The sequence below is a fragment of the Bradyrhizobium sp. 35 genome, assembly GCF_023073215.1.
Taxonomy (GTDB): Bacteria; Pseudomonadota; Alphaproteobacteria; order Rhizobiales; family Xanthobacteraceae; genus Bradyrhizobium; species Bradyrhizobium canariense_D.
The window spans coordinates 401,566-421,306 of sequence record NZ_JADPJC010000050.1; the positions used below are offsets into that span (position 1 = coordinate 401,566).

The window sequence follows — 19,741 nt, forward strand, 5'->3', positions numbered from 1 at the left end:
ACGTTCATCATGCCCGTCGGGCCGGCTTGCGCCTCGCTCGCAAGGCCACTCGCGATTCCCGCGCGAGCCGCTCGGCAGATGCGACGAGCTTCGGAACCGCATGGCCGGAAAATCCCAGCACGAAACCGGGCAGTGGACGTGAGCGTGAATAGGTATCGGCCAACAGCCAGCCTTCGGCGCCGGCGGCCTGCTTGGCTTCTGCCGCCACGAGCGGATCGACCGAGGGATCGAACCGGGCGACAAGATGCAGGCCCTGTGATGGGACCGGCACCGACAGCACCCCGTCGGATGCAGCTTCGAGCGTCCCGGCCAGCGCGTCGCGCGCCTCGCGGTAAAGCTTGCGCACGCGCTTCAGGTTCGCCGCGAACGCGCCGGAATTGAGCATGTCGGCCACCGCACCCTCGATCAGCGTGCCGGGAAAGCGGTCGAGCGCAGCCCGCGCCGCGGTCACATCCGCAATCAAGCGCTCGGGCAGGGCGCAATAGCCGATGCGCAGGCCCGGAAACAACGTCTTGGCGAACGTGCCCATGTAAATCACGCGCTGGAGGTGATCGATGCCGGCCAGCGACATCAGCGGCGCGCCGTCGTAACGGAATTCGCTGTCGTAATCGTCTTCCAGCACGAAGGCGCCGGCCTGCCTGGCCCAGTCCAGCAGCTCGAGCCGCCGCGGCATCGACATCTGCACACCCAGCGGAAACTGGTGCGACGGCGTCACATAGGCTGCGCGCGCGGACGGCGCCGCTGCGCGGCCTTTGGCGACACGCATGCCGTGCGCGTCGACGGGAACGGAGACGGCACGATAGCCGCAATGCGCGATGGTTTTTCGCGCGGCGGGGTAACCTGGGTCCTCGCACCAGACCTGATCTTCGGGCTTCAGGATTGCGCTCAGCAAGATGCGCAGCGCGTGCAGCGTGCCTGACGTCAGCATGATCTGATCGGGATCGCAGCGCAGGCCCCGCGCCGACAACAGATGATCGGCGATCGCCGCACGCAGTTCGCGGCTGCCACGGGGATCGCCATAGTGCAGATGCTCCGCGCCGAAGGCGCGCATGCGACGGCCGACAAAGGCCCGGAAATGCTGCACGGCACGCGCGTCGATATGGGTGCAGCCGAGTGAAAACGCGCCTTGCCCCGGCGTTTCGACGCTGATCTTGGGCCGCTTCGGCTCGGCCGCGCGCGCGGGGATGCGCGCGGCGACGAAGGTGCCGGAGCCGACGGTTGCGTCGGCAAAGCCGTCGGCGATCAGCCGCTCATAGGCGGTGACGACGGCATTGCGCCGAAAGCCGGTCTGTTTGGCCAGCGTGCGCGACGGCGGCAGCGGCTCGCCGGGTTTCACCAGACCGCCGACGATCATCTCGCACAGTGCCTGATACAGCCGGTGCGCCGACGAGGCGCCAGCCGTGATGTGCGGGCCTGCGAGGTCGAGCGGCAGCTCGGCTTTGGCCGGCGAGGGGACAGAATTGGTCGGAATTTTTCGCATGGAATTGGCACTATCGCAGACCAAATCCACGGATACAACTGCTCTGGAATTGTTCAAATCCGACAGGAGCGGCCGTGAGCCAGACCGAGAACCAGAATTCCTATCCGACATCCGCGCGCAATCAGGTGAAGCGCCGTCACGACCGCGGCTTCTACGATCACGACACCGTTCATCGCATCCTGGATTCCTCGATGCTCTGCCACGTCTCCTACGCCATCGACGGCCAGCCCTATTGCACGCCGACTTTCTTCTGGCGCGAAGGGACGAAACTGTACTGGCACGGCTCGAGCGCCAGCCGCATGCTGCGCAACCAGACCCGGGGCGAGCGCGTGTGCCTGACGGTCGCCCATCTCGACAGCCTGGTGCTGGCGCGCTGCGGGTTCAATCACTCGGCCGATTACCGCGCCGTGATGGCATTCGGCACCGCCTATCTCGTCACCGATCCCGAGGAGAAAGAACGCGCGGTGATCGCGATGGTCGACCGCTTCTTCCCGGATCGCACCGCCAGCCTGCGGGCGAGCAACACGCAGGAGATCAAGGCGACCTCCTTTATCGCGATGGAGATCGAGGAAGCCTCCGCGAAAATCCGGGCCAAGGGTGTCGCCGACGACGACGAGGACTATGAATTGCCGATCTATGCCGAGCGCATCCCGGTGCGCACCGTGCTCGGTGCGCCGGAACCTTGCCCGCGGCTGCTCGACGGCGTGAGCCGGCCGGCGACACTGAATGGCTATTCGGAGGGCCGGCTGCTCGAAGACGCATTGCGGGATGCCTATTTTGCAGAGTACCCGAACGGCTGAAATCGGTTAGCTTACGCTCCATCGATGATCTCAATGCCGATTGGAGTTGCCTGATGAATGCCGAAACGCAGCAGAGGATTCTTGACGCCGTTGATGCCGGCTTCGAAGCCCAGCTCGCGACCACACGCGATTTCGTCGCGATCCCCTCGACGCGCGGTGCGGAGGGGCCATGCCAGGACATGATGGGCGACCTCCTGCGCGCGCGCGGCTACGAGGTCGACGACTGGCACATCAATGTCGACGACCTCAAGGATCTGCGCGGCTTCGGGCCCATCGAGCACGATTTTTCGAAGGCGCGCACTGTGGTCGGCACGTACCGGCCCAAAACCGAGGCGGGCAAATCGCTGATCCTCCAGGGCCATTGCGACGTGGTGCCCGCGGGGCCGCTGGAATTGTGGGACACCCCGCCGTTCTCGCCCGTCATCAAGGACGGCAAGATGTTCGGTCGCGGTGCCTGCGACATGAAGTCGGGCACCATCGCAGCGCTCTCCGCGCTCGATGCGATCAGGGCCGCGGGCCTGAGGCCGACGGCGCGGATTCACTTCCAGTCTGTGATCGAGGAGGAGAGCACCGGCGTCGGGGCGCTCTCGACGCTTCAACGAGGCTATCGTGCGGATGCCTGCTTCATTCCTGAGCCGACCGGCGGCAAGATGGTGCGCTCGCAGGTGGGCGTGATCTGGTTCCGCCTGCGCGTGAAGGGCCATCCGACCCATGTCGCCTTCGCCGGCTCCGGCGCGAATGCAATCATGGCGGCCTATCATTTGATCCAGGCGCTGCAAAAACTCGAGATCGAGTGGAACGAGCGCGCGAAAGCCGATCGTCACTTCAAGACGCTGAACCATCCCATCAACTTCAACCCCGGCATCATCAAGGGCGGCGACTGGGCCTCCAGCGTGCCGGCCTGGTGCGACGTCGATTGCCGGATTGCCGTGTTGCCCGGCTGGTCGATCGCCGAGCACCAGAAGGAGATTCTTGCGTGTGTCGCCGCCGCCGCACGCAACCACCGCTTCCTCGCCAACAATCCGCCGGAGATCGAATGGTCGGGCTTTTTGTCGGAAGGCTATGAGCTGACCAATGCCACCGCGCCTGAGGCGGCGTTCGGCAAGGCCTTCAGCACCGTCTATGGCGGCCAAATCGAAGACCTCGTCTTCACCGCGCTTACCGACACCCGCTTCTACGGCCTCAATCACGGCATCCCGAGCCTGTGCTTCGGCGCGAGTGGCGGCGAGATGCACGGCTTCAATGAATATGTCGATCTGGACTCGCTGAAAAAGACGACCAAGGCAATGGCGCTGTTCATCGCGGATTGGTGCGGGGTGGAGCAGGGGTAGCCCTCGTGTCCCGGACAGAGCCAGGACCCACGTCACCGCACATTTGGACCGCGGTTCAGCAGCGCATCGTTTCACGCTGCGCTGCGCCCTGGGGAACGAACCATCTTCCGGCTGCCCAATCCACCGGCGCCCAAATCCTTTAAGCTTAAAGAAAGACTAGGATGCCGCCCGCGCTGGTGGCAGACTGGCGCCTGGTCCACAAGGCCTTGAGTCCGTCGAGGAAGCACGATGCGCGATTGGGATGACGCCTACGCCAATTCGGCCCATATCCCGGGCTCGGACAAGATACCGGCGCTGTGGGCGGAGCGGGCGGCGGCTTATCGCGCCGGGCTGAAGGAGTTTCGCGCTGACATCGCCTATGGCCCCGGTGAGCGCCAGCGCCTCGATCTGATCTTGCCCGACGGCGACAGCAAGGGCCTCGTCGTGTTCGTCCACGGCGGCTACTGGATGCGCTTCGACAAGTCGACATGGACTGATCTCGCCGAAGGCGCGCGCCATCACGGCTGGACGGTGGCACTGCCAAGCTACACGCTGACGCCGGCCGCGCGCATCTCCGACATTACGGCGGAAATCACCACAGCGATTGCCAAGGCGGCCTCGCTGGTCGCGGGCCCGATCCGGCTCGCCGGCCATTCCGCCGGCGGGCATCTCGTTACGCGTATGCTGTGCGACGACAGCCGGCTGGAGCCCGCCGTCTACAACCGCGTCGCCGGCACGCTGTCCATCAGCGGCCTGCATGATCTGCGTCCGCTGCTCAAGACCAGGATGAACGACACCCTGCGCATGACGATGGAGGAGGCGACGCTGGAAAGCGCGGCGCTGCATCTGCCGCGCGGGCCTTCGCCGGTGACCGCCTGGGTCGGTGGCAACGAGCGGCCCGAATTCATCCGCCAGTCCGATCTGATGGCCAACGTCTGGACTGGTTTCGATGTGCCGACGCGTCTTGTCGTCGATCCCGGGCTGAACCATTTCACCGTGATCGACGCCCTCAAGGACCCGTCGTCGCCCACCACCGCGCGCCTGATCGGCCTCGACTGACGAGGCCTTGAAGATCGATCGAAAGGGCCTGCCATGACGTCCAGCCAATACGATCCCGCAAGCGAAGGCGCTGAGACCGATTTCGCCCGGCGCATGTCCTATGGACACTATCTGGCGCTGGACGCGATCCTCGGCGCGCAGCATCCCCTGTCGGAAGCCCATGACGAGATGCTGTTCATCATCCAGCATCAGACCACCGAGCTGTGGATGCGGCTCGCCATCCACGAGCTCAGCGCCGCACGCCGTTCGATCGCGAAGGATGAGGTGCAGCCTGCAATGAAGATGCTGGCACGGATGTCGCGCATCTTCGAGCAGCTCAACGGCGCCTGGGACGTGCTGCGCACCATGACGCCCAGCGAGTATACGCGCTTCCGCTCGCAGCTTGGCCAGTCCTCAGGCTTCCAGTCGCGGCAATACCGGCAGATCGAATTCCTGCTCGGCAACCGCAACCACGCCATGCTCAAGCCGCACGCGCACGATCTGGAAACAACGCAGCTGCTCGAAGCCGAGCTCGCAACGCCAAGCCTCTATGACGAGGTGCTGCGGCTCGCCGACCGCAACGGGCTCAAGATGCCTGCGGCCGTGCTGGCGCGCGATGTTCGCGAGACTCATAGCTTCAATGAAGGTGTGCTGCAGGCTTGGCGTATCGTCTACGAGGCGCCGGAAACGCACTGGATGCTCTACGAGCTCGCCGAGAAGCTGGTCGATTTCGAGGACTATTTCCGGCGCTGGCGCTTCAACCATGTGACGACGGTCGAGCGCGTCATCGGCTTCAAGCGCGGCACCGGTGGCACCGGCGGCGTCAGCTACCTCAAGCGCATGCTGGAGGTCGAGCTGTTTCCGGAACTCTGGCGCGTGCGCACGATCCTGTAGAGAATTCCATGACCAAGCTTCGCGTCTACGACGACACCAAAGCGCTGTTCCATATGCCGGACGGTGTGATCTATCTCGACGGCAATTCGCTCGGCGCGTTGCCGCTTGGCGTTGCCGAGCGCGTCAGCCGCGTCATCACCGCCGAGTGGGGCGATGACTTGATCCGCGCCTGGAATACGGCTGGCTGGTATGCCCAGCCGCGCCATGTCGGCGATCGCATCGCGCGCCTGATCGGTGCGGAAGCCGGCTCCGTCATGGTCGGAGATACGCTGTCGCTCAAGGTCTATCAGGCGCTCGCCGCCGCGCTCGACATGAACGCGTCGCGCAAGGTCGTTCTATCGGACACCGGCAACTTTCCGACCGACCTCTACATGGCCGAAGGCCTGATCGCGACCCTTGGCCGTGGCCATCAATTGCGCCTGGTGGCGCCGGAGGAGATCGAGGCTTCGTTGTCGGAGGAGATCGCGGTGCTCTACATCACCGAGGTCGATTACCGCACCGGACGGCGCCACGACATGGCGAAGCTGACTGCAAGAGCGCATGCGCTCGGCATCGTCACGGTCTGGGACCTCGCGCATTCGGCCGGCGCGCTGCCGGTTGACCTTGCAGGCACCGGCGCGGATTTCGCCGCTGGATGCACCTACAAATACATCAACGCCGGCCCCGGCGCGCCGGCCTTCCTCTACGTTGCGCCGCGCCACGCCGACAGCGTGCGCGCCGCTTTGTCGGGTTGGATGGGGCATGCAAAGCCGTTCGCGTTCGAGCTTGCCTATGCGGCCGCAGGTGGCGTTGAGCGCATGCGCGTGGGAACGCCGCCGGTGCTGGCAATGGCGGCATTGGAAGCTTCGCTCGACATCTGGGATCGCGTCGATATTGCCGAGGTCCGGGCCCGCTCGCTGGCCCTCGGCGATCTCCTGATTGCCGAGGTCGAACGCCGCTGTCCGTCCTTGAAGCTTGTTACGCCGCGCACGCATGAGCGTCGCGGCTCTCAGGTCTCCTTCGCCTACGGCGGCGGCTATGCCGCGATGCAAGCTCTCATCGCCCGCGGCGTCATCGGCGATTTCCGCGCGCCTGACATCATGAGATTTGCCATCACGCCGCTGTATATCGGTGAGGGCGAGATCGTGCGGGCAGCCGAGTTCATCGAAGAAGTGATCGCGGGCGAAATTTGGCGGCGGCCGGAGTATCAGGTGGTGAATGCGGTGACGTGAGGTACGAACGCTGTCTCCCCGTCATTGCTTTGCCGCGAAGAGCAATTCACCCTGTGAGCAGAATGATTTGGGAGGAGATCCGATGACGCCGCTCGATAAACTTAAAGCAATGAAGATGCCGTTTGCCGAACTCAAGGGCGTCGAGTTCGTCGAGGCCGAGAGGGATCGCGTGGTGGCGCGGATGACGGTCAGGCCCGATCTCTGCACGCTTCATCATACCATTCACGGCGGCGCGGTGATGGCGCTGGCCGATTCCGTCGGCGCGGCGGCCACCGTGATCAATCTGCCGGAGGACGCCAAGGGCACGACCACGCTCGAGAGCAAGACCAACTTCATCGGCGGGGCCAAGGAGGGAACCACGGTAATCGCGACCGCCACCCCAATCCACAGAGGCCGGCGGACCCAGGTCTGGACCACCCGGCTGGAGACCGAGGACGGCAAGCTGGTTGCCGTTGTGACGCAGACCCAGCTGGTCCTCGTGTGAATACGGGGGGCTTGATTTTATTAAAGAATTAGTCGCTTCCGATGCCTGAAACTTGGGCAGGTTCCCGTCTTGAAAAGTTTGTTGCGATGCACAATATTGGAGGCCTAGGGATTCGAACGCCTCCTCGAGGGACACCAAGAGGAGTTTTGACTTGTCACTCGCAGCAGATTTTGGACTTGAAATAACCAACCGCCCGAAGTCCGTTCAGGGCTACGTGCGGACCTTGAGCCAGCAGGAAGAATTGCCGCTTTTGCGCGATCACCTGCTGAGGCTCGATGCCGAAAGCCGGCACGACCGCTTCAACGGTTTTCTCGACGACAGTTTTATCGAGCGTTACGCCGCCCGCTGTGCCGAGGACGGCACCGTTATTGTCGCCTATATCGTCGATGGCGTGGTCCGCGGTGCGGCCGAGCTGCATCCGCCCGAGGGCGATTCGCTGCCCGAGGTCGCCTTCAGCGTGGAAGCTTCGGCGCGGCGCCAGAACGTCGGCACCGTGCTGTTCAGCCGCCTGATCGCGGAAGCGCGCTGGAAAGGCTACAAGCGCCTGCGCATCACCACCGGCGCCGAGAATCACCCGATGCGCGCGCTCGCCAGGAAGTTCGGGGCGCATCTGCAATTCCGTCATGGCGAATCGACCGGCACGATCGATCTCGCCAAGGCGCCTGAGGACGAACTCGCTGATCTCGCGGCCTCGCCATTCAGGGCCGGCCGCGCTCTTATCAGCTTCAACTCGACCTGCTGGAAGATCATCTCCAGCATCTACGGCAATCGCGCCGCCTGACCTGAAAAATCCGATTGGAATCAAAAAAGCGGACCGGCAAAACCGGTCCGCTTTTGTATTGTATGTAGGGACTAGGCCGTCAGGTGCCGGTGCGCTTGTCGTTGCCGAAGCGGCGCACGACACGGCGTTCGACCACCACCGAGCGCTGCGCACCCTGTTCGCCGGCGATCACGCGGGTCGAGGTGATGCGGCTGTTGGTGCGAACCTGCTTCTTGACCTCGGCCTGGACGACATCGAGCGGCATGCCCATCAAGGCTGCGGCGATCTCGGCCTGCTGCTCCTGATCATCGGTGATGCCGACGGCGGCGAAGATCGCCTCGTCTAAGGTCGGGGGATCGTGGCGCACGCGCCGCGTGCCATATTTGGTATTCCAGTCTGCGTTCATAACGGCCTCGTTTCGATGCCGGGATACCTAGTGCCGTCTATGTTGCATTGCAATATGAAATCGGTGTGGCATCTCAGCTATGCACCGGTTGGGTGTCAGGGTAGTGACGGGAGACCGGCAACATCCGCAACCCGCTGTTGTGGCCAGCGTTTCAGCGCCGCCTGGCCAGCTTCCGTCAGCCCGTAGATTCCCCGCTCGGTGCGTTCGAACCAGCCATACACATTGTTAAGCATGATCTTGCCGGCATCGGGACAGCGCCGGCGCAATTCGCTCACCCGCCGCGGGCCTGCCGCGAGCTCCGAGGCGCAGGCCAGTGCCTGCTGCCGATAGGCCGTCATGATCGGCGCGCGCGTGCTGCCGCCCAGCGCCGGATCGCCCTGGCGGCGCTGATGCTCTGCGACCAGGCGCGAACGGACCTTCGGCTCCCGGCGTGGGGCTGCCGTCGGCGGCTTCACCAGCACCTCGACCTGACCGCGGTCGGTCACCCCGAGCATGCCGAAGCCGAGGCGGCGACAGAGATTGCGATACCGTGCGTCGGTCTCGCGTCCCTTGCCGCGCGCTGACATCTTTGCCGCAATCCAGACCTCGTCGCCGGCCGGTGCACGATCGACCGCCTGAAGGATCAGCTCGAGATTGAAGGTCAGCTTGAGCTCGCCGATCACCACCACCGGAGGATCGCCGGCGCTGAGGCCCACGAGATCGCAGCCGCCGATCTCGCCCTTGACCGTGAAGCCGAGCTCTTCGAGGAAGCGTTTGACAGGCAGATAGAGCGTGGTTTCCAAAGGAAGCTTCCGAATGTCACGTTCGATCGGAGAATCAGTCTGCGGCAGTTTAGCCCCGGAGTGGACTTAGAGCTCTGCGCCATTTGATCGGGAACAGATGATCCGGCTATCCTGCGGGTGGGACAATCGGGCGCTTCACGAAGATGACCATCAGGAATGGGCTCTATCATATCCGCATCGAAATGCTGGATGCCGTTCAGGGCGGCAACCAAGGCGTCATGGTGATGCGCGACGGCACCATGCGGGGCGGGGACTCATTCTTCTTCGCCTACGGCAGCTACACCTCGGCCAACGGCAAGTGGAAGGGCGAGCTGACCAACGAGGAGCATTCCCCCTCGTTCGACGAGCGCCCGGTGTGGGGCCGCAAGGTCGTGACCATCGGCTTCAGTGGCACTTACAATGGCGAGACCGCGTACGGCGAGGGCATCGCGCTCGCCGGCAAGCAGAGCATCCGTTTCAGAGGCAATCTCCGGCTCTTGGTGCCGGATTGATTACACCCGCCCGCCAACCGGGATCAGCGCGCCGGTGACGCCGCTGGCGGCATCGCTGGCGAGGAACAGAATGACTTCGGCGAGTTCCTGCGGTGTCACCCATTTGGCGAAGTCGGCCTTCGGCATGTCGGCGCGGTTGGCCTTGGTGTCGATGATCGAGGGCAGCACCGCGTTCACGGTCACCTTGCCTTTCCACTCGCTCGCCAGCGCCTCGGTGAGCCGGTGGACGCCGGCTTTCGACGCCGCATAGGGGCCCATGCCGGAGCCGGCCTGAAGCGCGCCCATGGCCCCGATATTGACGATGCGGCCGGCCTTGGACGCGGCCAGATGCGGCAGGGCCGCCTGCGAGGCGTTGAGTGCCGTCAGCACGTTGAGCGCATGCATGCGCTGCCATGTCTTGACGTCGCCGTCGCCGACGGTCTCGAAGGCGAAGCCACCGGCGATGTTAACCAACACGTCGAGCCCGCCAAAGTGTCTCGCCGCTGCCTCGACCGCCGTCTTTGCTTGTGCTGCGTCGGACAGATCGACGCCGCCGATCTCGATGCGCTCAGGCATCGCGGAGATTTGCGATGGCGCATGGTCGATGCCGGCCACGCGCGCGCCGCGTGCCAGCGCGGTCTCGGCGACCACCTTGCCGAGCGCGCCGAGTGCGCCGGTCACGATCAGAACCTTGCCTTGCATCATTGTTCTCCCGGCACGGCCGCTTAAGATTTACGGCCGCCTACGATTGCAGATAGCGCGCCTTCAGTGCGATCCGCTCCGGTGTGCCGAGCTCGAGACCGTCGCGCAAGTAGGTTTCGAGATCGCCATACTCGCTACCGACGGCCTCGAAAGCAGCCGCAAGATACGAGGCCTCGACGTTGCCGATCGCGTCGAGAACATCGGCGGGAAGATCGGAGACGTTTGATGCGTCGCGCTTGTAGTGCTGGTTGGTCAGCAGATAATCCTCGGCAATGACGTCATCAGATACGCCGAGCGCATGCAGGATCAGCGCGCTGGCAAAGCCGGTGCGGTCCTTGCCGGCGGTGCAGTGGATCACGAGCGGCGCGCGGTCCTCCAGGAGATGCCCGAACAGGTTGCGAAAACTGGCCGTGTTGTGGCGTACATAGTTGCGATAGGATTCGCGCATGAGTTCGAGCGCGACCGGCGCGGTCAACCTGCCCCTGCCGAGCTCGGCGCGCAGCGCAGCCACGACTGTCGGCTCGATCGGCAGCGAATGCACGGCGATCTCGTTGACCACGCAGACACCCGCCGCGCGTTCCTCGACGCCGCGAAAATCGAAGGCGCTGCGCACGCCCAACGCGCGGACGATCTCGATATCGGCAGCAGTGAGCTGGCCGAGATGGTTGGAGCGGAAGATCTGCCGCCATCGCGTGATACGGCCATCTGCGGTCGGATAGCCGCCGAGGTCGCGAAAATTGCTGGCGCCTTGCAGGGCGAGATGGCGGGCAGGGAAGTCTTTCATGGAGGTGTCTTGTCAGGCATCTGAAACGGTCTGTGATCACCTGCGCGACCATATAATCCCGCAATCAAATCCGGAATGGAAAAGGGCCGAAACACCGTTGTTTCGACCCTTTTTCGAACTGACCCGGGCATCGAGAGAGCGCGGCGGTATTGAACCGAACGAGGCATCAGCGATCCCATTTCGGCTTGGCTTCATCGACTGCTTCCTGATGGTACCAGCTGCCGCTGCAAATCGTCTCGTTCACAGGGAGCGAGGCGTGGTTGGCGGGAAGGCGGGTCTCACCGTTGCGGCGCCCCCCGAGAGCCGAGCGGCCCCCGACAGGGAATTGGTAGATCTGTGCAGATCCGTGACTCAGTCCATTGTTCATCATTGCATTATCTCCCGAGATCGCAGCGCTGGCCTCCATGGTGCGCCCGACTCGTTGGCTTGTGGTTACTGGAATCCCCATATCGGCCGTGCATTCCGAAATGCAAAGTGCTGAAAAGGAAATCAGCGTTGGCCTATTTTGTAGGCAGACTGCATTCTGCTTCCTCTAAGGCAGCGCTCGGGTGGCTAACGCGTGGGCCGTTGCGAAGGTTGCGGGCGACGGTCGCAGTCTTGGCGAATATTGCCGGACGTTGATGCGCGTTTAGCCGGCAACCTTAGACCCGGGTCGGCCTGCTTCAGAATCGGGCGATTTCCGCGGGATTTTTGCGATGCAGCTTCACGCAAAGGTGCGCCGCTATGACGCATGGCGCAGGGGCCGATCCGCCGGGAGGGAGAGGGGGGCCGGCGGCCATGGAAAACCTCCCGCGCTGCGGCCTTTTGGCACGTTAAATGCTTGGAAAGGGTCGGCCGATGTTGGCCGGGTAAACAATCGTGCGGGGGCCTGCGGCCCCCACCTTTCGCATCATCTACAGAGAGGCTCAATGACCAAGTATAAGCTCGAGTACATCTGGCTCGACGGATATACGCCGACTCCGAACTTGCGCGGCAAAACTCAGATCAAGGAATTCGCGTCGTTCCCGACGCTCGAGCAGCTTCCGCTCTGGGGCTTCGATGGCTCCTCCACCCAGCAGGCTGAAGGCCACAGCTCCGATTGCGTGCTGAAGCCGGTCGCGGTGTTCCCGGATGGCGCCCGCACCAACGGCGTGCTCGTGATGTGCGAAGTCATGATGCCCGACGGCAAGACCCCGCACCCGACCAACAAGCGCGCCACCATCCTTGACGATTCCGGCGCCTGGTTCGGTTTCGAGCAGGAATACTTCTTCTATAAGGACGGCCGTCCGCTCGGCTTCCCGGCCTCGGGGTATCCGGCGCCCCAAGGTCCGTACTACACCGGCGTCGGCTTCTCGAACGTCGGCGACGTCGCCCGCAAGATCGTCGAAGAGCATCTCGACCTCTGCCTGGCTGCCGGCATCAACCATGAAGGCATCAACGCGGAAGTCGCGAAGGGCCAGTGGGAATTCCAGATCTTCGGCAAAGGCTCCAAGAAGGCCGCTGACGAAATGTGGATGGCCCGCTACCTGATGCTGCGCCTGACCGAGAAGTACGGCATCGACATCGAGTTCCACTGCAAGCCGCTCGGCGACACCGACTGGAACGGCTCCGGCATGCACGCCAACTTCTCGACCGAGTACATGCGTACGGTCGGCGGCAAGGAGTACTTCGAGGCGCTGATGGCGGCCTTCGACAAGAACCTGATGGACCACATCGCCGTCTACGGCCCGGACAACGACAAGCGTCTGACCGGCAAGCACGAGACCGCGCCCTGGAACAAGTTCAGCTACGGCATTGCCGATCGCGGTGCTTCGATCCGCGTGCCGCACTCCTTCGTCAACAATGGTTACAAGGGCTATCTGGAAGACCGTCGTCCGAATTCGCAGGGCGACCCATACCAGATCGCTTCGCAGATCCTGAAGACGATCGCCTCCGTGCCGGCCGACAAGAAGGCCGCCGCCTAAGATCCTCCCGGCCCGGGCTGGGGGGCTGGCCCGGGTTGGACTTCGATCCGCCGAAGCCGAAAGGCTTCGGCGGATTTTTCATTCTGATGACAGCCGTTGCGGGGACCCTTCGGACCTCATGGCGGGAAACTTGTCCATCACCGCCGAAAGCGGGATAGAGTGCGTCTGGGTGCGCGCAGGGCCGGGGACGGCTGGTGTTTGAAGGCTTCTACAAGGTGAGATTTCAGCTCGGCGACCGGGTCGGCCGGAGCGTGATGCATGCCGGCAACGGCAAGATGCTCGGCGGCAATTCAGCCTTCGCCCATATCGGCACCTACGTGAAGACCGAAGCCGGCGTCGACGTCGTGATCAACACCGTCCGCCACAACCCCGATCCGAACTATCGCGCCATGGCGGGCACGGACGATGCGACGTTGCTTGCCAAGGGCTGGGCCGACGGCGATCTCTATCGCTTCAAGGGCGAGCTCAAGGAGCTGCCCGGCGTACCCTTTCAGTCGTTGATGACACCGATCACCGAAGACGAGATGCCGATCGCCGGCGGTGTCGGCGAGGCCGGTATCGCCGACGGGCTCTACTCGGTGCATCTGCGCATGCTCGATGGCGTCGACGGCGGTCTCACCGGCGTGATGCTGCTCAACAAGGGCCGCATCCTCGGCGGCGATGCATCGTTCTATTATCTCGGCAGCTACACCGCCGCCAACGGGCGCTGGAAGGGCCAGATCCTCAATCAGGAGCACACGCCGGCCAAGGACGATCCGATCTTCGGCGGCCACGAGGTCGGCATCGGCTTCTCCGGCACCTATGATGCCGAAGAGGCGGTGGTGGAGGCAACGGCGCTCGCCGGCAAGCGCAGCCTGCGCCTGACCGCCGCGCTCAAGCTGATGCACCGCGCCTGATCGTCACGGGAATCGCTGATGGAAACAATTCGCATGCTCTCGACGCTCGGCCTGATGGGCGCGATGCGCAGCCTCTCCTCCGCGTACGAGACCGCGACCGGCGTCCACATCGATGCCGATTTCGCGCCGACGCTGGCGCTGCTCAAACGGTTGCGCGACGGCGAGGCCGCCGATCTCGTCATCCTCACCCGCGAAGGGCTCGACGAGATGATCGGCGAGGGCCGTGTGATCGCCGAGAGCGCTGCCGATCTCGCGCGCTCCTTCGTCGGCATCGCGGTGCGGGCAGGGCAGGCACATCCCGACATCGCCACGGCATCCGCACTGCGCAACACGCTGCTCGCGGCGCGGTCGGTGGCCTATTCGCGACTGGGGGCGAGCGGGGTCTATTTCGCCCGGTTGATCGCGCAGATGGGGATCGCGGAAGAGATCAACGCCAAGGCCACCATCGTCGAGCAGGGCTTTACCGCGGAGCGGCTCGTGAGCGGCGAGGCCGACCTCGCGGTGCAGCAGATCAGCGAGCTGAAGCAGGTCGAAGGCATCGAGGTGGTCGGCCCGATCCCGCACGATCTGCAAACGCCGGCCGTGTTCTCCGCCGGTCGGATGACAAACGCCGAGAACGCCGACGCCGCTGACCGGCTGCTGCGCTATCTGGCATCGCCCGAGGTGGTCCCCGTGCTGCGCCAATCGGGACTCGAGCCTTGAATTTGCCGAGACTGCGACGCAACCTGGCGTCCATGCGGACTTTCCTCGTTGCCATCCTTCTCACGCTTGCGGTGCCGTTGTCGGCGCATGGGCAATCGGCCGACCTCGTGCTGTGCGACCGGGTCGCGGCCGATCCCAGCGATCCCGACAAGCCGGCCGACGTCAGGGGCGCGACCGAGATTGCGGCCTCCGACGTTGCGACCGCCATCAAGTTCTGCAAGCAGGCCGCGTCGTCGTCGCGGCGCGCGATGTTCGCGCTCGGCCGCGCCTATGCGGCCAACCGGCAACCGGCGGACGCGATGGCAGCCTGGCGCAAAGCTGCCGACAAGGGATCGAGTGCGGCGATGGTCGAGCTCGGCGTGGCCTACGGTACCGGCTCCGGCGTCGCCAGGGACGAAGCGCAGGCGCGGAAATTGTTCGAGAAGGCGGCGCAGGCCGGCAATCCCCGCGGCATCAGCAATCTCGCCGCGCTTGGCGGCAGCGGCGGTGCCGCGCCGGCCGATCCGGCACAGGCGCGCGCATTGCTGGGCAAGGCCGCCGAGACCAACGCGGAGGCGCAGTACCAGCTCGGCATGATGCTCTCCGAAGGCACGGGCGGGGCGAAGGACGACGCCGCGGCGCGCGCGCTGTTCGAAAAGGCTGCCGCGCAAAACCATCCCGGCGCGCTGGAGCGGATGGGCGCCTTCGCGCAGGAGGGCCGCGGCGGGCCAAAGGACAAGGACGCCGCGAAATCCTACTACGAGCGCGCCGCAGCGCTCGGCGACGAGGATGCCAAGCAGGCGCTGGAGCGGCTGCGCTGTCCCTATGCGATCAAGGACAAGCAGGGCAAGCTCGTCACCACGCTGTGCTTCTAAAGCCCGATGAACGCGCTGTAGATTTATTTGTGAGCATGATCTTTTCGGGAAACCGCTGCGCATTTTTCCGGATCATGCCGTAGCACCTCGGCCGGCGGGTTCGAAGCCGGCTTTGGTGAGTGCGCAAGGACCGTTCGCGACCGGCCAAACAAAAAAACTCGAAAAACAACCCCATGCACAGTAGCCAAGTGGTTGAAATCACAGGCCTGCAAATGGTGTGAAATCGCCATATGCGGAATTGCCGAAATTGCTTGCGCCGTCGGGCAAAACAGGCGCATGATGGCATCATGGCAGGGCGTGGCTTCGCGAATGGCCCTGCGCGAAAAAGCCCGATGGTCTTGATGCGATGGCAGTGCTAGGTAGCGCGTGCTTTCCTTATGATTTTGCGGGTCACTTGCGTTGCTGGACGGGCTCTACAAGGTTGAATACGGCGTCAACGATGCCTTCGGCCGCAGCATCATGTGCATGCATGATGGCAAGCTGCTGGGCGGAAATTCGGCCTTCGCGCATCTCGGAAGCTATTTCGAGCGCGACGGCGAGATCATCGCCGAAGTCATCACCGAACGGCACAACGACGATCCCAACTACAAGCCGCTGATGGGGGCTGATGTCGCCGCGATCGGCGCGCGCGGCCGACTCGTCGGCAACCAGATCCGTCTCGCGGGCAGCGCGGACACGATGCCGGGCGCCGGTTTCTGGGCCAATCTCACGCGGCTCGATGACGAGGGGCTGCCGCCGCAGGGGACGATCGGTCCAGGCGGGGTGGTGAACGGGCTCTATGCGATCCATCTGCGCGCGCTCGACGGTGTCGATGCCGGGCTCTCCGGCGTCATGCTGCTGATGGACGGCCGCATCCTCGGCGGAGATGCGTTCTTCTACTATCTCGGCTCCTATTCCTCGGCTGACGGCCGCTGGAAGGGCGAGATCCTCAACCAGGAGCACACGCCGGCGAAAGGCGAGAACCCCGTGTTCGGCGGTTATGAGGTCGGGATCGGCTTCTCCGGTACCTGCACGGCGGACAGCGGCGAGCTCGAAGGCATCGCGCTCGCCGGCAAGCGCAGCCTGCGGCTTGCGGCTTCGCTCAAGCTGATGCGAAGGGCGTAGGGCAGGTTACTCAAAGCTTTGGGATCTCCGCTCGAGAGGCTCAACAGGCCTGACGTCCGAGCCGCGGCAATGTCGGCAGGTGACCCCCAAGCGGACATATCGAAATCAAGACAGATCGAAACGGCCGAGACGAGAAGCACTGCGGCTCAGCTAGGGAAGTCCTTTTGTCATCGTAAAGGGATTGAACCCACGTTCCGCAAGGGCAGCCCACGAAGCTGCGCCAAGATGTGACAATCGGAAATAGTTTCGCGGCTTGGTCGGGTCGGTGTCCAACACGAACCCCGTCGGTAACGCGCGGACAGTCGTGGCATAGAACCCACCATCGGGCGACCTCTGGGATTCGATGACAGCGATCAGCGATTCTGCCCTCTTCGTCTTGCCGAGCAATTTCATCAAGAGAGCCATTTGGCTCGTCCCTTCGGTCCACACACCGTCTCGGTCTTCACCGTAAGAAAAGCCTCCGCCGACACTCATTCGCTGTTCGGCGGTCGTCATTGCCGATGCAAATTTCCCGGCCGCTCCGTGAAGCGCTGTTAAAGGCCAGATCTGGGCATCCAGAGCCAAAATCGGATTATGCGTGACACCGTCTTCAGCGGTTCCTGCGGCGAAACAGACGCACCCCGGATCCCACATCGTATTTACAAAGTACTCGGCAACCGTTGCCTTATCGCGCCAGCGCGAATCGCCTGTGCGGATCGCAAGAAGGCCAAACGCGGCGGCGAGGTCAGTATTATGTTCAGTCGATTTCCACGTCCGCACTTCCGGCGTCGGTTCGTGCCCAAACGTACCTCCCGTGAAACCGCCAGTACCGCGCGTATCGGCCCATTGCGCGACCCAAGCGCCAAGCCGCGCTGCACCATCGCGAAACGGGGAGCCGGTGTTCACATCATCAATCGACAGCAACGCCAACATGGCCCATGCCATGTTACCAACATCGCTTCCCACCTGATATCGATCCTCCAACCATTCGTTCCGATTATTGTCCCACCAACCCGGAAGTTTGGCGGAGCCATTCGCCACCACACCCGCGGCGTAAGCGTTTCGGAGCCGTCCATCATGCCAGGTCCGGTCATTATCGACGGCCCAGAGGATCGCCGCGCCCATCCGACTTGCTTTGTCTCGCTCACCGCAACCGACCAACGCGATGACGGCCACCGCATTGTCATAGAGGTATGCGGCGCCATGGAGAGGCCCCGATTCCACGGTCGGATAGCTGGGCAAAAACAACGGCCCTGGCTGCGCCTTATCAATTTGACTAGCGAGGTACCCGCATGCAGACGCTTCCGGTGTTGCCAAAGCCCGTAGTGGAGCGGTGGCTAAAATGATTATGAAGGTCGTTACGATCCATACGAAGGTTTCTATTCGGGCCACTTGGCCGTTCTCCAGGGTGGACGATGATTCTATACCCATCGGCGAAGTCTGGAAGTGGCCCCATCGCAATCGCGCTTGCGGTGCCCGCTCATGTCCGAAGTTAAGGGTAGACCGCCCGCCCTAACTGCCCACGGCCGAAACCGGCGCTATTGACCCACCGCGGACTCCGACGCATCGAGCTCCCCCTGAGGGAGTGGACGGTCGGGTTCCGATACTCGGAACTAATCGGGATCGCAACGGGATTCACATGCCTTAATGAAGCCGCGCACGACCGCTGCTTTAATTCGCGGTTCGGTAGCGAATTTGAGTAATGGGGGCGATCATGCAGGACTTTCAAGCTGAGCTGGCCTCTCGGCTCAACGAACTCTATTGCCGGCTCTCAGAACTGGAAAATCTTCGACTTCAGATCGAAGATGCGGAGCGATGCCATCGGGTTGTGATTGCACCGCCGCCCCTCGCAACTATTTCGCCGTCAAGCTCGAAAAGAGCCTGCACTTCGCTGAGGGAGCGGACGCGCTTTTGACCACCCGTGGCGGACATCGCTGTGTTGAGCTATAAGCGCAGTAGCGAACGTCCTTTTGGCATCATCTGATGGAGCAGCAAGGTCAGTGGCAGGTCGCTGGTAGTGCGCCCGAAGTGTACGAACGGGAGTTGGTCCCGGCTGTGTTTGGGCCATGGGCCCCCGTCCTGATAGACCTCGCTCGGCCGAAGCTGGGCGAACGCGTAGTCGATATTGCTTGCGGCACTGGAATAGTGGCGCGCCTTGCGGCGGTGAAGGTGGGCCCTACCGGGATCGTGACGGGCATCGATCTCAATCCTGGCATGTTGAACGTGGCACGATCGCTCGGGATGGCCGATGACGCTGCCTCGGTTCAATGGCAGGAGGCCAGTGCAGACAAACTGCCGTCCGCTGACAGCGCGTTTGATATTGCGTACTGCCAACTCGGCCTCCAGTTCTTCGCCGACAGACCAGCTGCTTTGCGCGAAATGCGCAGAGTTCTATCTTCAAGGGGAAGGCTCGCCCTCATGGTGTGGTGCGGCATCGATCAAAGTCCCGGGTTTGAATCTTTAGCCAAAATACTGGAGCGCCACGTCGGTCCAGCGGCGGCCACAATCATGCGAGCTCCATTTGGACTCGCCGATGCCGATGAGCTGAGCCGACTTGTCGCTGCTGCGAACTTTCAGGATATCACGGTTCAACGGAGGGTCGGTGCCATCGAGTTTCCATCCGTCGAACGATTTGTATCTAGCTATCTTGCGGGTTCGCCACTGGCCAGTCATGTATCGCAAGCAAGCGAGGTGGCTCGCGAACACCTGGCCGAAGATACCAAGTTGGAGTTGGGAAAATACGTGGGTAGTAGCGGGTTATCGTTCCCGATAGCAGCTCACCTACTCACCGCAACCGCTTGATACGTCCGCTGATGGCATGGCCCTTAGCGGACCGCTGGCCTAGCCGCGCGGCCCCCGAGGGAGTGGATGATCCGCCGGTTTGCACGGGAACTTTTGTGCACTTTTGCACTTATCAGTCCTGCCGCGATGGTCGCGCTGATCAAGCGCTCCATCGAACTCCTCCGTAAGCGCGAAGCCGATACCCTTGCTTCAGAATTCGAATGAACGTGCGAAAGAAGCCTCCGGCTTGGACGGAGGTTTCGGATGGGATTGGACAGCAAAAAGGACGTCCATTTGGACGGCTCAACGAGGCGATCGGTGAGCCGGCTGGAGGTTCTTGAAGGACCATCGGGGCGCCGCG

General features: G+C 63.2%; 22 protein-coding genes. 15 read left to right on the forward strand and 7 right to left on the reverse strand.

Annotation, left to right across the window (positions count from 1 at the left end):
* Window positions 1-7 precede the first annotated feature (7 nt).
* A complete protein-coding gene (locus tag IVB36_RS10155) occupies window positions 8-1,480 on the reverse strand; it encodes a PLP-dependent aminotransferase family protein (protein ID WP_247391427.1) in 1,473 nt (490 codons plus the stop codon).
* Between the two features lie 74 nt (window positions 1,481-1,554).
* Here IVB36_RS10155 and IVB36_RS10160 point away from each other — a divergent pair, with 74 nt between their 5' ends.
* From IVB36_RS10160 to IVB36_RS10190, 7 genes are all read left to right on the forward strand, one after another.
* Window positions 1,555-2,280: a pyridoxamine 5'-phosphate oxidase family protein gene (locus IVB36_RS10160; RefSeq protein ID WP_085352969.1), complete on the forward strand. Its 726-nt coding sequence runs from the start codon at window positions 1,555-1,557 to the stop codon at window positions 2,278-2,280.
* Window positions 2,281-2,333: 53 nt separating this feature from the next.
* Window positions 2,334-3,611, forward strand: coding sequence for an ArgE/DapE family deacylase (locus IVB36_RS10165; protein ID WP_018456309.1), 1,278 nt, complete (start codon window positions 2,334-2,336; stop codon window positions 3,609-3,611).
* A 228-nt stretch (window positions 3,612-3,839) separates the two neighbouring features.
* The gene (locus tag IVB36_RS10170; protein ID WP_018456310.1) at window positions 3,840-4,649 is read left to right on the forward strand and encodes an alpha/beta hydrolase; all 810 of its coding nucleotides are present in this window, start codon (window positions 3,840-3,842) and stop codon (window positions 4,647-4,649) included.
* A 33-nt stretch (window positions 4,650-4,682) separates the two neighbouring features.
* Window positions 4,683-5,522, forward strand: a complete 840-nt coding sequence (kynA, locus tag IVB36_RS10175) for a tryptophan 2,3-dioxygenase (protein ID WP_018456311.1) — start codon at window positions 4,683-4,685, stop codon at window positions 5,520-5,522.
* An 8-nt stretch (window positions 5,523-5,530) separates the two neighbouring features.
* On the forward strand, window positions 5,531-6,733 hold the full coding sequence (gene kynU, locus IVB36_RS10180; RefSeq protein WP_018456312.1) for a kynureninase: 1,203 nt from the start codon (window positions 5,531-5,533) through the stop codon (window positions 6,731-6,733).
* An 82-nt stretch (window positions 6,734-6,815) separates the two neighbouring features.
* Complete coding sequence (locus IVB36_RS10185) at window positions 6,816-7,217, forward strand: PaaI family thioesterase (RefSeq protein WP_026233137.1); 402 nt, start codon at window positions 6,816-6,818, stop codon at window positions 7,215-7,217.
* A 151-nt stretch (window positions 7,218-7,368) separates the two neighbouring features.
* Complete coding sequence (locus IVB36_RS10190; RefSeq protein WP_026233138.1) at window positions 7,369-7,998, forward strand: GNAT family N-acetyltransferase; 630 nt, start codon at window positions 7,369-7,371, stop codon at window positions 7,996-7,998.
* A gap of 79 nt (window positions 7,999-8,077) precedes the next feature.
* Here IVB36_RS10190 and IVB36_RS10195 read toward each other — a convergent pair whose 3' ends face one another.
* Window positions 8,078-8,383 (reverse strand): hypothetical protein, encoded by a 306-nt coding sequence (locus tag IVB36_RS10195; protein ID WP_007591844.1) that lies wholly within the window; start codon window positions 8,381-8,383, stop codon window positions 8,078-8,080.
* Window positions 8,384-8,478: 95 nt separating this feature from the next.
* Complete coding sequence (locus IVB36_RS10200; protein WP_018456316.1) at window positions 8,479-9,165, reverse strand: DUF2161 family putative PD-(D/E)XK-type phosphodiesterase; 687 nt, start codon at window positions 9,163-9,165, stop codon at window positions 8,479-8,481.
* A 143-nt stretch (window positions 9,166-9,308) separates the two neighbouring features.
* On the opposite strand from IVB36_RS10200, the gene IVB36_RS10205 reads away from it, so the two are divergent.
* Entirely contained in the window at window positions 9,309-9,656 is a 348-nt protein-coding gene (locus IVB36_RS10205) for a GrlR family regulatory protein (protein ID WP_018456317.1), read from the forward strand.
* On the opposite strand, the gene IVB36_RS10210 is transcribed toward IVB36_RS10205, so the two are convergent.
* The 3 genes from IVB36_RS10210 to IVB36_RS10220 all read right to left on the reverse strand — a co-directional run bounded on the left by IVB36_RS10210 (window position 9,657) and on the right by IVB36_RS10220 (window position 11,491).
* A complete protein-coding gene (locus IVB36_RS10210) occupies window positions 9,657-10,337 on the reverse strand; it encodes an SDR family oxidoreductase (protein WP_026233139.1) in 681 nt (226 codons plus the stop codon). It abuts the gene before it with no gap.
* A gap of 40 nt (window positions 10,338-10,377) precedes the next feature.
* Window positions 10,378-11,121, reverse strand: a complete 744-nt coding sequence (locus tag IVB36_RS10215) for a tyrosine-protein phosphatase (RefSeq protein ID WP_247297460.1) — start codon at window positions 11,119-11,121, stop codon at window positions 10,378-10,380.
* Between the two features lie 166 nt (window positions 11,122-11,287).
* Window positions 11,288-11,491 carry a DUF2735 domain-containing protein gene (locus IVB36_RS10220; protein ID WP_007591835.1) on the reverse strand — a complete coding sequence of 68 codons (204 nt, stop codon included), beginning with the start codon at window positions 11,489-11,491 and terminating at the stop codon, window positions 11,288-11,290.
* 538 nt (window positions 11,492-12,029) lie between these two features.
* Here IVB36_RS10220 and IVB36_RS10225 point away from each other — a divergent pair.
* The 5 genes from IVB36_RS10225 (at window position 12,030) to IVB36_RS10245 (ending at window position 16,620) form a co-directional block, all read left to right on the forward strand.
* On the forward strand, window positions 12,030-13,064 hold the full coding sequence (locus IVB36_RS10225; protein ID WP_018456321.1) for a glutamine synthetase beta-grasp domain-containing protein: 1,035 nt from the start codon (window positions 12,030-12,032) through the stop codon (window positions 13,062-13,064).
* Window positions 13,065-13,258: 194 nt separating this feature from the next.
* Entirely contained in the window at window positions 13,259-13,960 is a 702-nt protein-coding gene (locus IVB36_RS10230; protein ID WP_085352980.1) for a GrlR family regulatory protein, read from the forward strand.
* An 18-nt stretch (window positions 13,961-13,978) separates the two neighbouring features.
* On the forward strand, window positions 13,979-14,662 hold the full coding sequence (locus tag IVB36_RS10235; RefSeq protein WP_085384882.1) for a substrate-binding domain-containing protein: 684 nt from the start codon (window positions 13,979-13,981) through the stop codon (window positions 14,660-14,662).
* A gap of 32 nt (window positions 14,663-14,694) precedes the next feature.
* A complete protein-coding gene (locus IVB36_RS10240; protein ID WP_085352983.1) occupies window positions 14,695-15,516 on the forward strand; it encodes a tetratricopeptide repeat protein in 822 nt (273 codons plus the stop codon).
* Window positions 15,517-15,915: 399 nt separating this feature from the next.
* Complete coding sequence (locus IVB36_RS10245) at window positions 15,916-16,620, forward strand: GrlR family regulatory protein (RefSeq protein ID WP_018456325.1); 705 nt, start codon at window positions 15,916-15,918, stop codon at window positions 16,618-16,620.
* Window positions 16,621-16,770: 150 nt separating this feature from the next.
* On the opposite strand, the gene IVB36_RS10250 is transcribed toward IVB36_RS10245, so the two are convergent.
* On the reverse strand, window positions 16,771-17,991 hold the full coding sequence (locus tag IVB36_RS10250) for a hypothetical protein (protein WP_240543387.1): 1,221 nt from the start codon (window positions 17,989-17,991) through the stop codon (window positions 16,771-16,773).
* 591 nt (window positions 17,992-18,582) lie between these two features.
* Between IVB36_RS10250 and IVB36_RS10255 the strand changes: the two genes are divergently transcribed.
* Window positions 18,583-19,401 carry a methyltransferase domain-containing protein gene (locus IVB36_RS10255; RefSeq protein ID WP_247391429.1) on the forward strand — a complete coding sequence of 273 codons (819 nt, stop codon included), beginning with the start codon at window positions 18,583-18,585 and terminating at the stop codon, window positions 19,399-19,401.
* A gap of 66 nt (window positions 19,402-19,467) precedes the next feature.
* Window positions 19,468-19,605: a hypothetical protein gene (locus IVB36_RS10260; protein ID WP_247391431.1), complete on the forward strand. Its 138-nt coding sequence runs from the start codon at window positions 19,468-19,470 to the stop codon at window positions 19,603-19,605.
* Window positions 19,606-19,741: the final 136 nt, after the last annotated feature.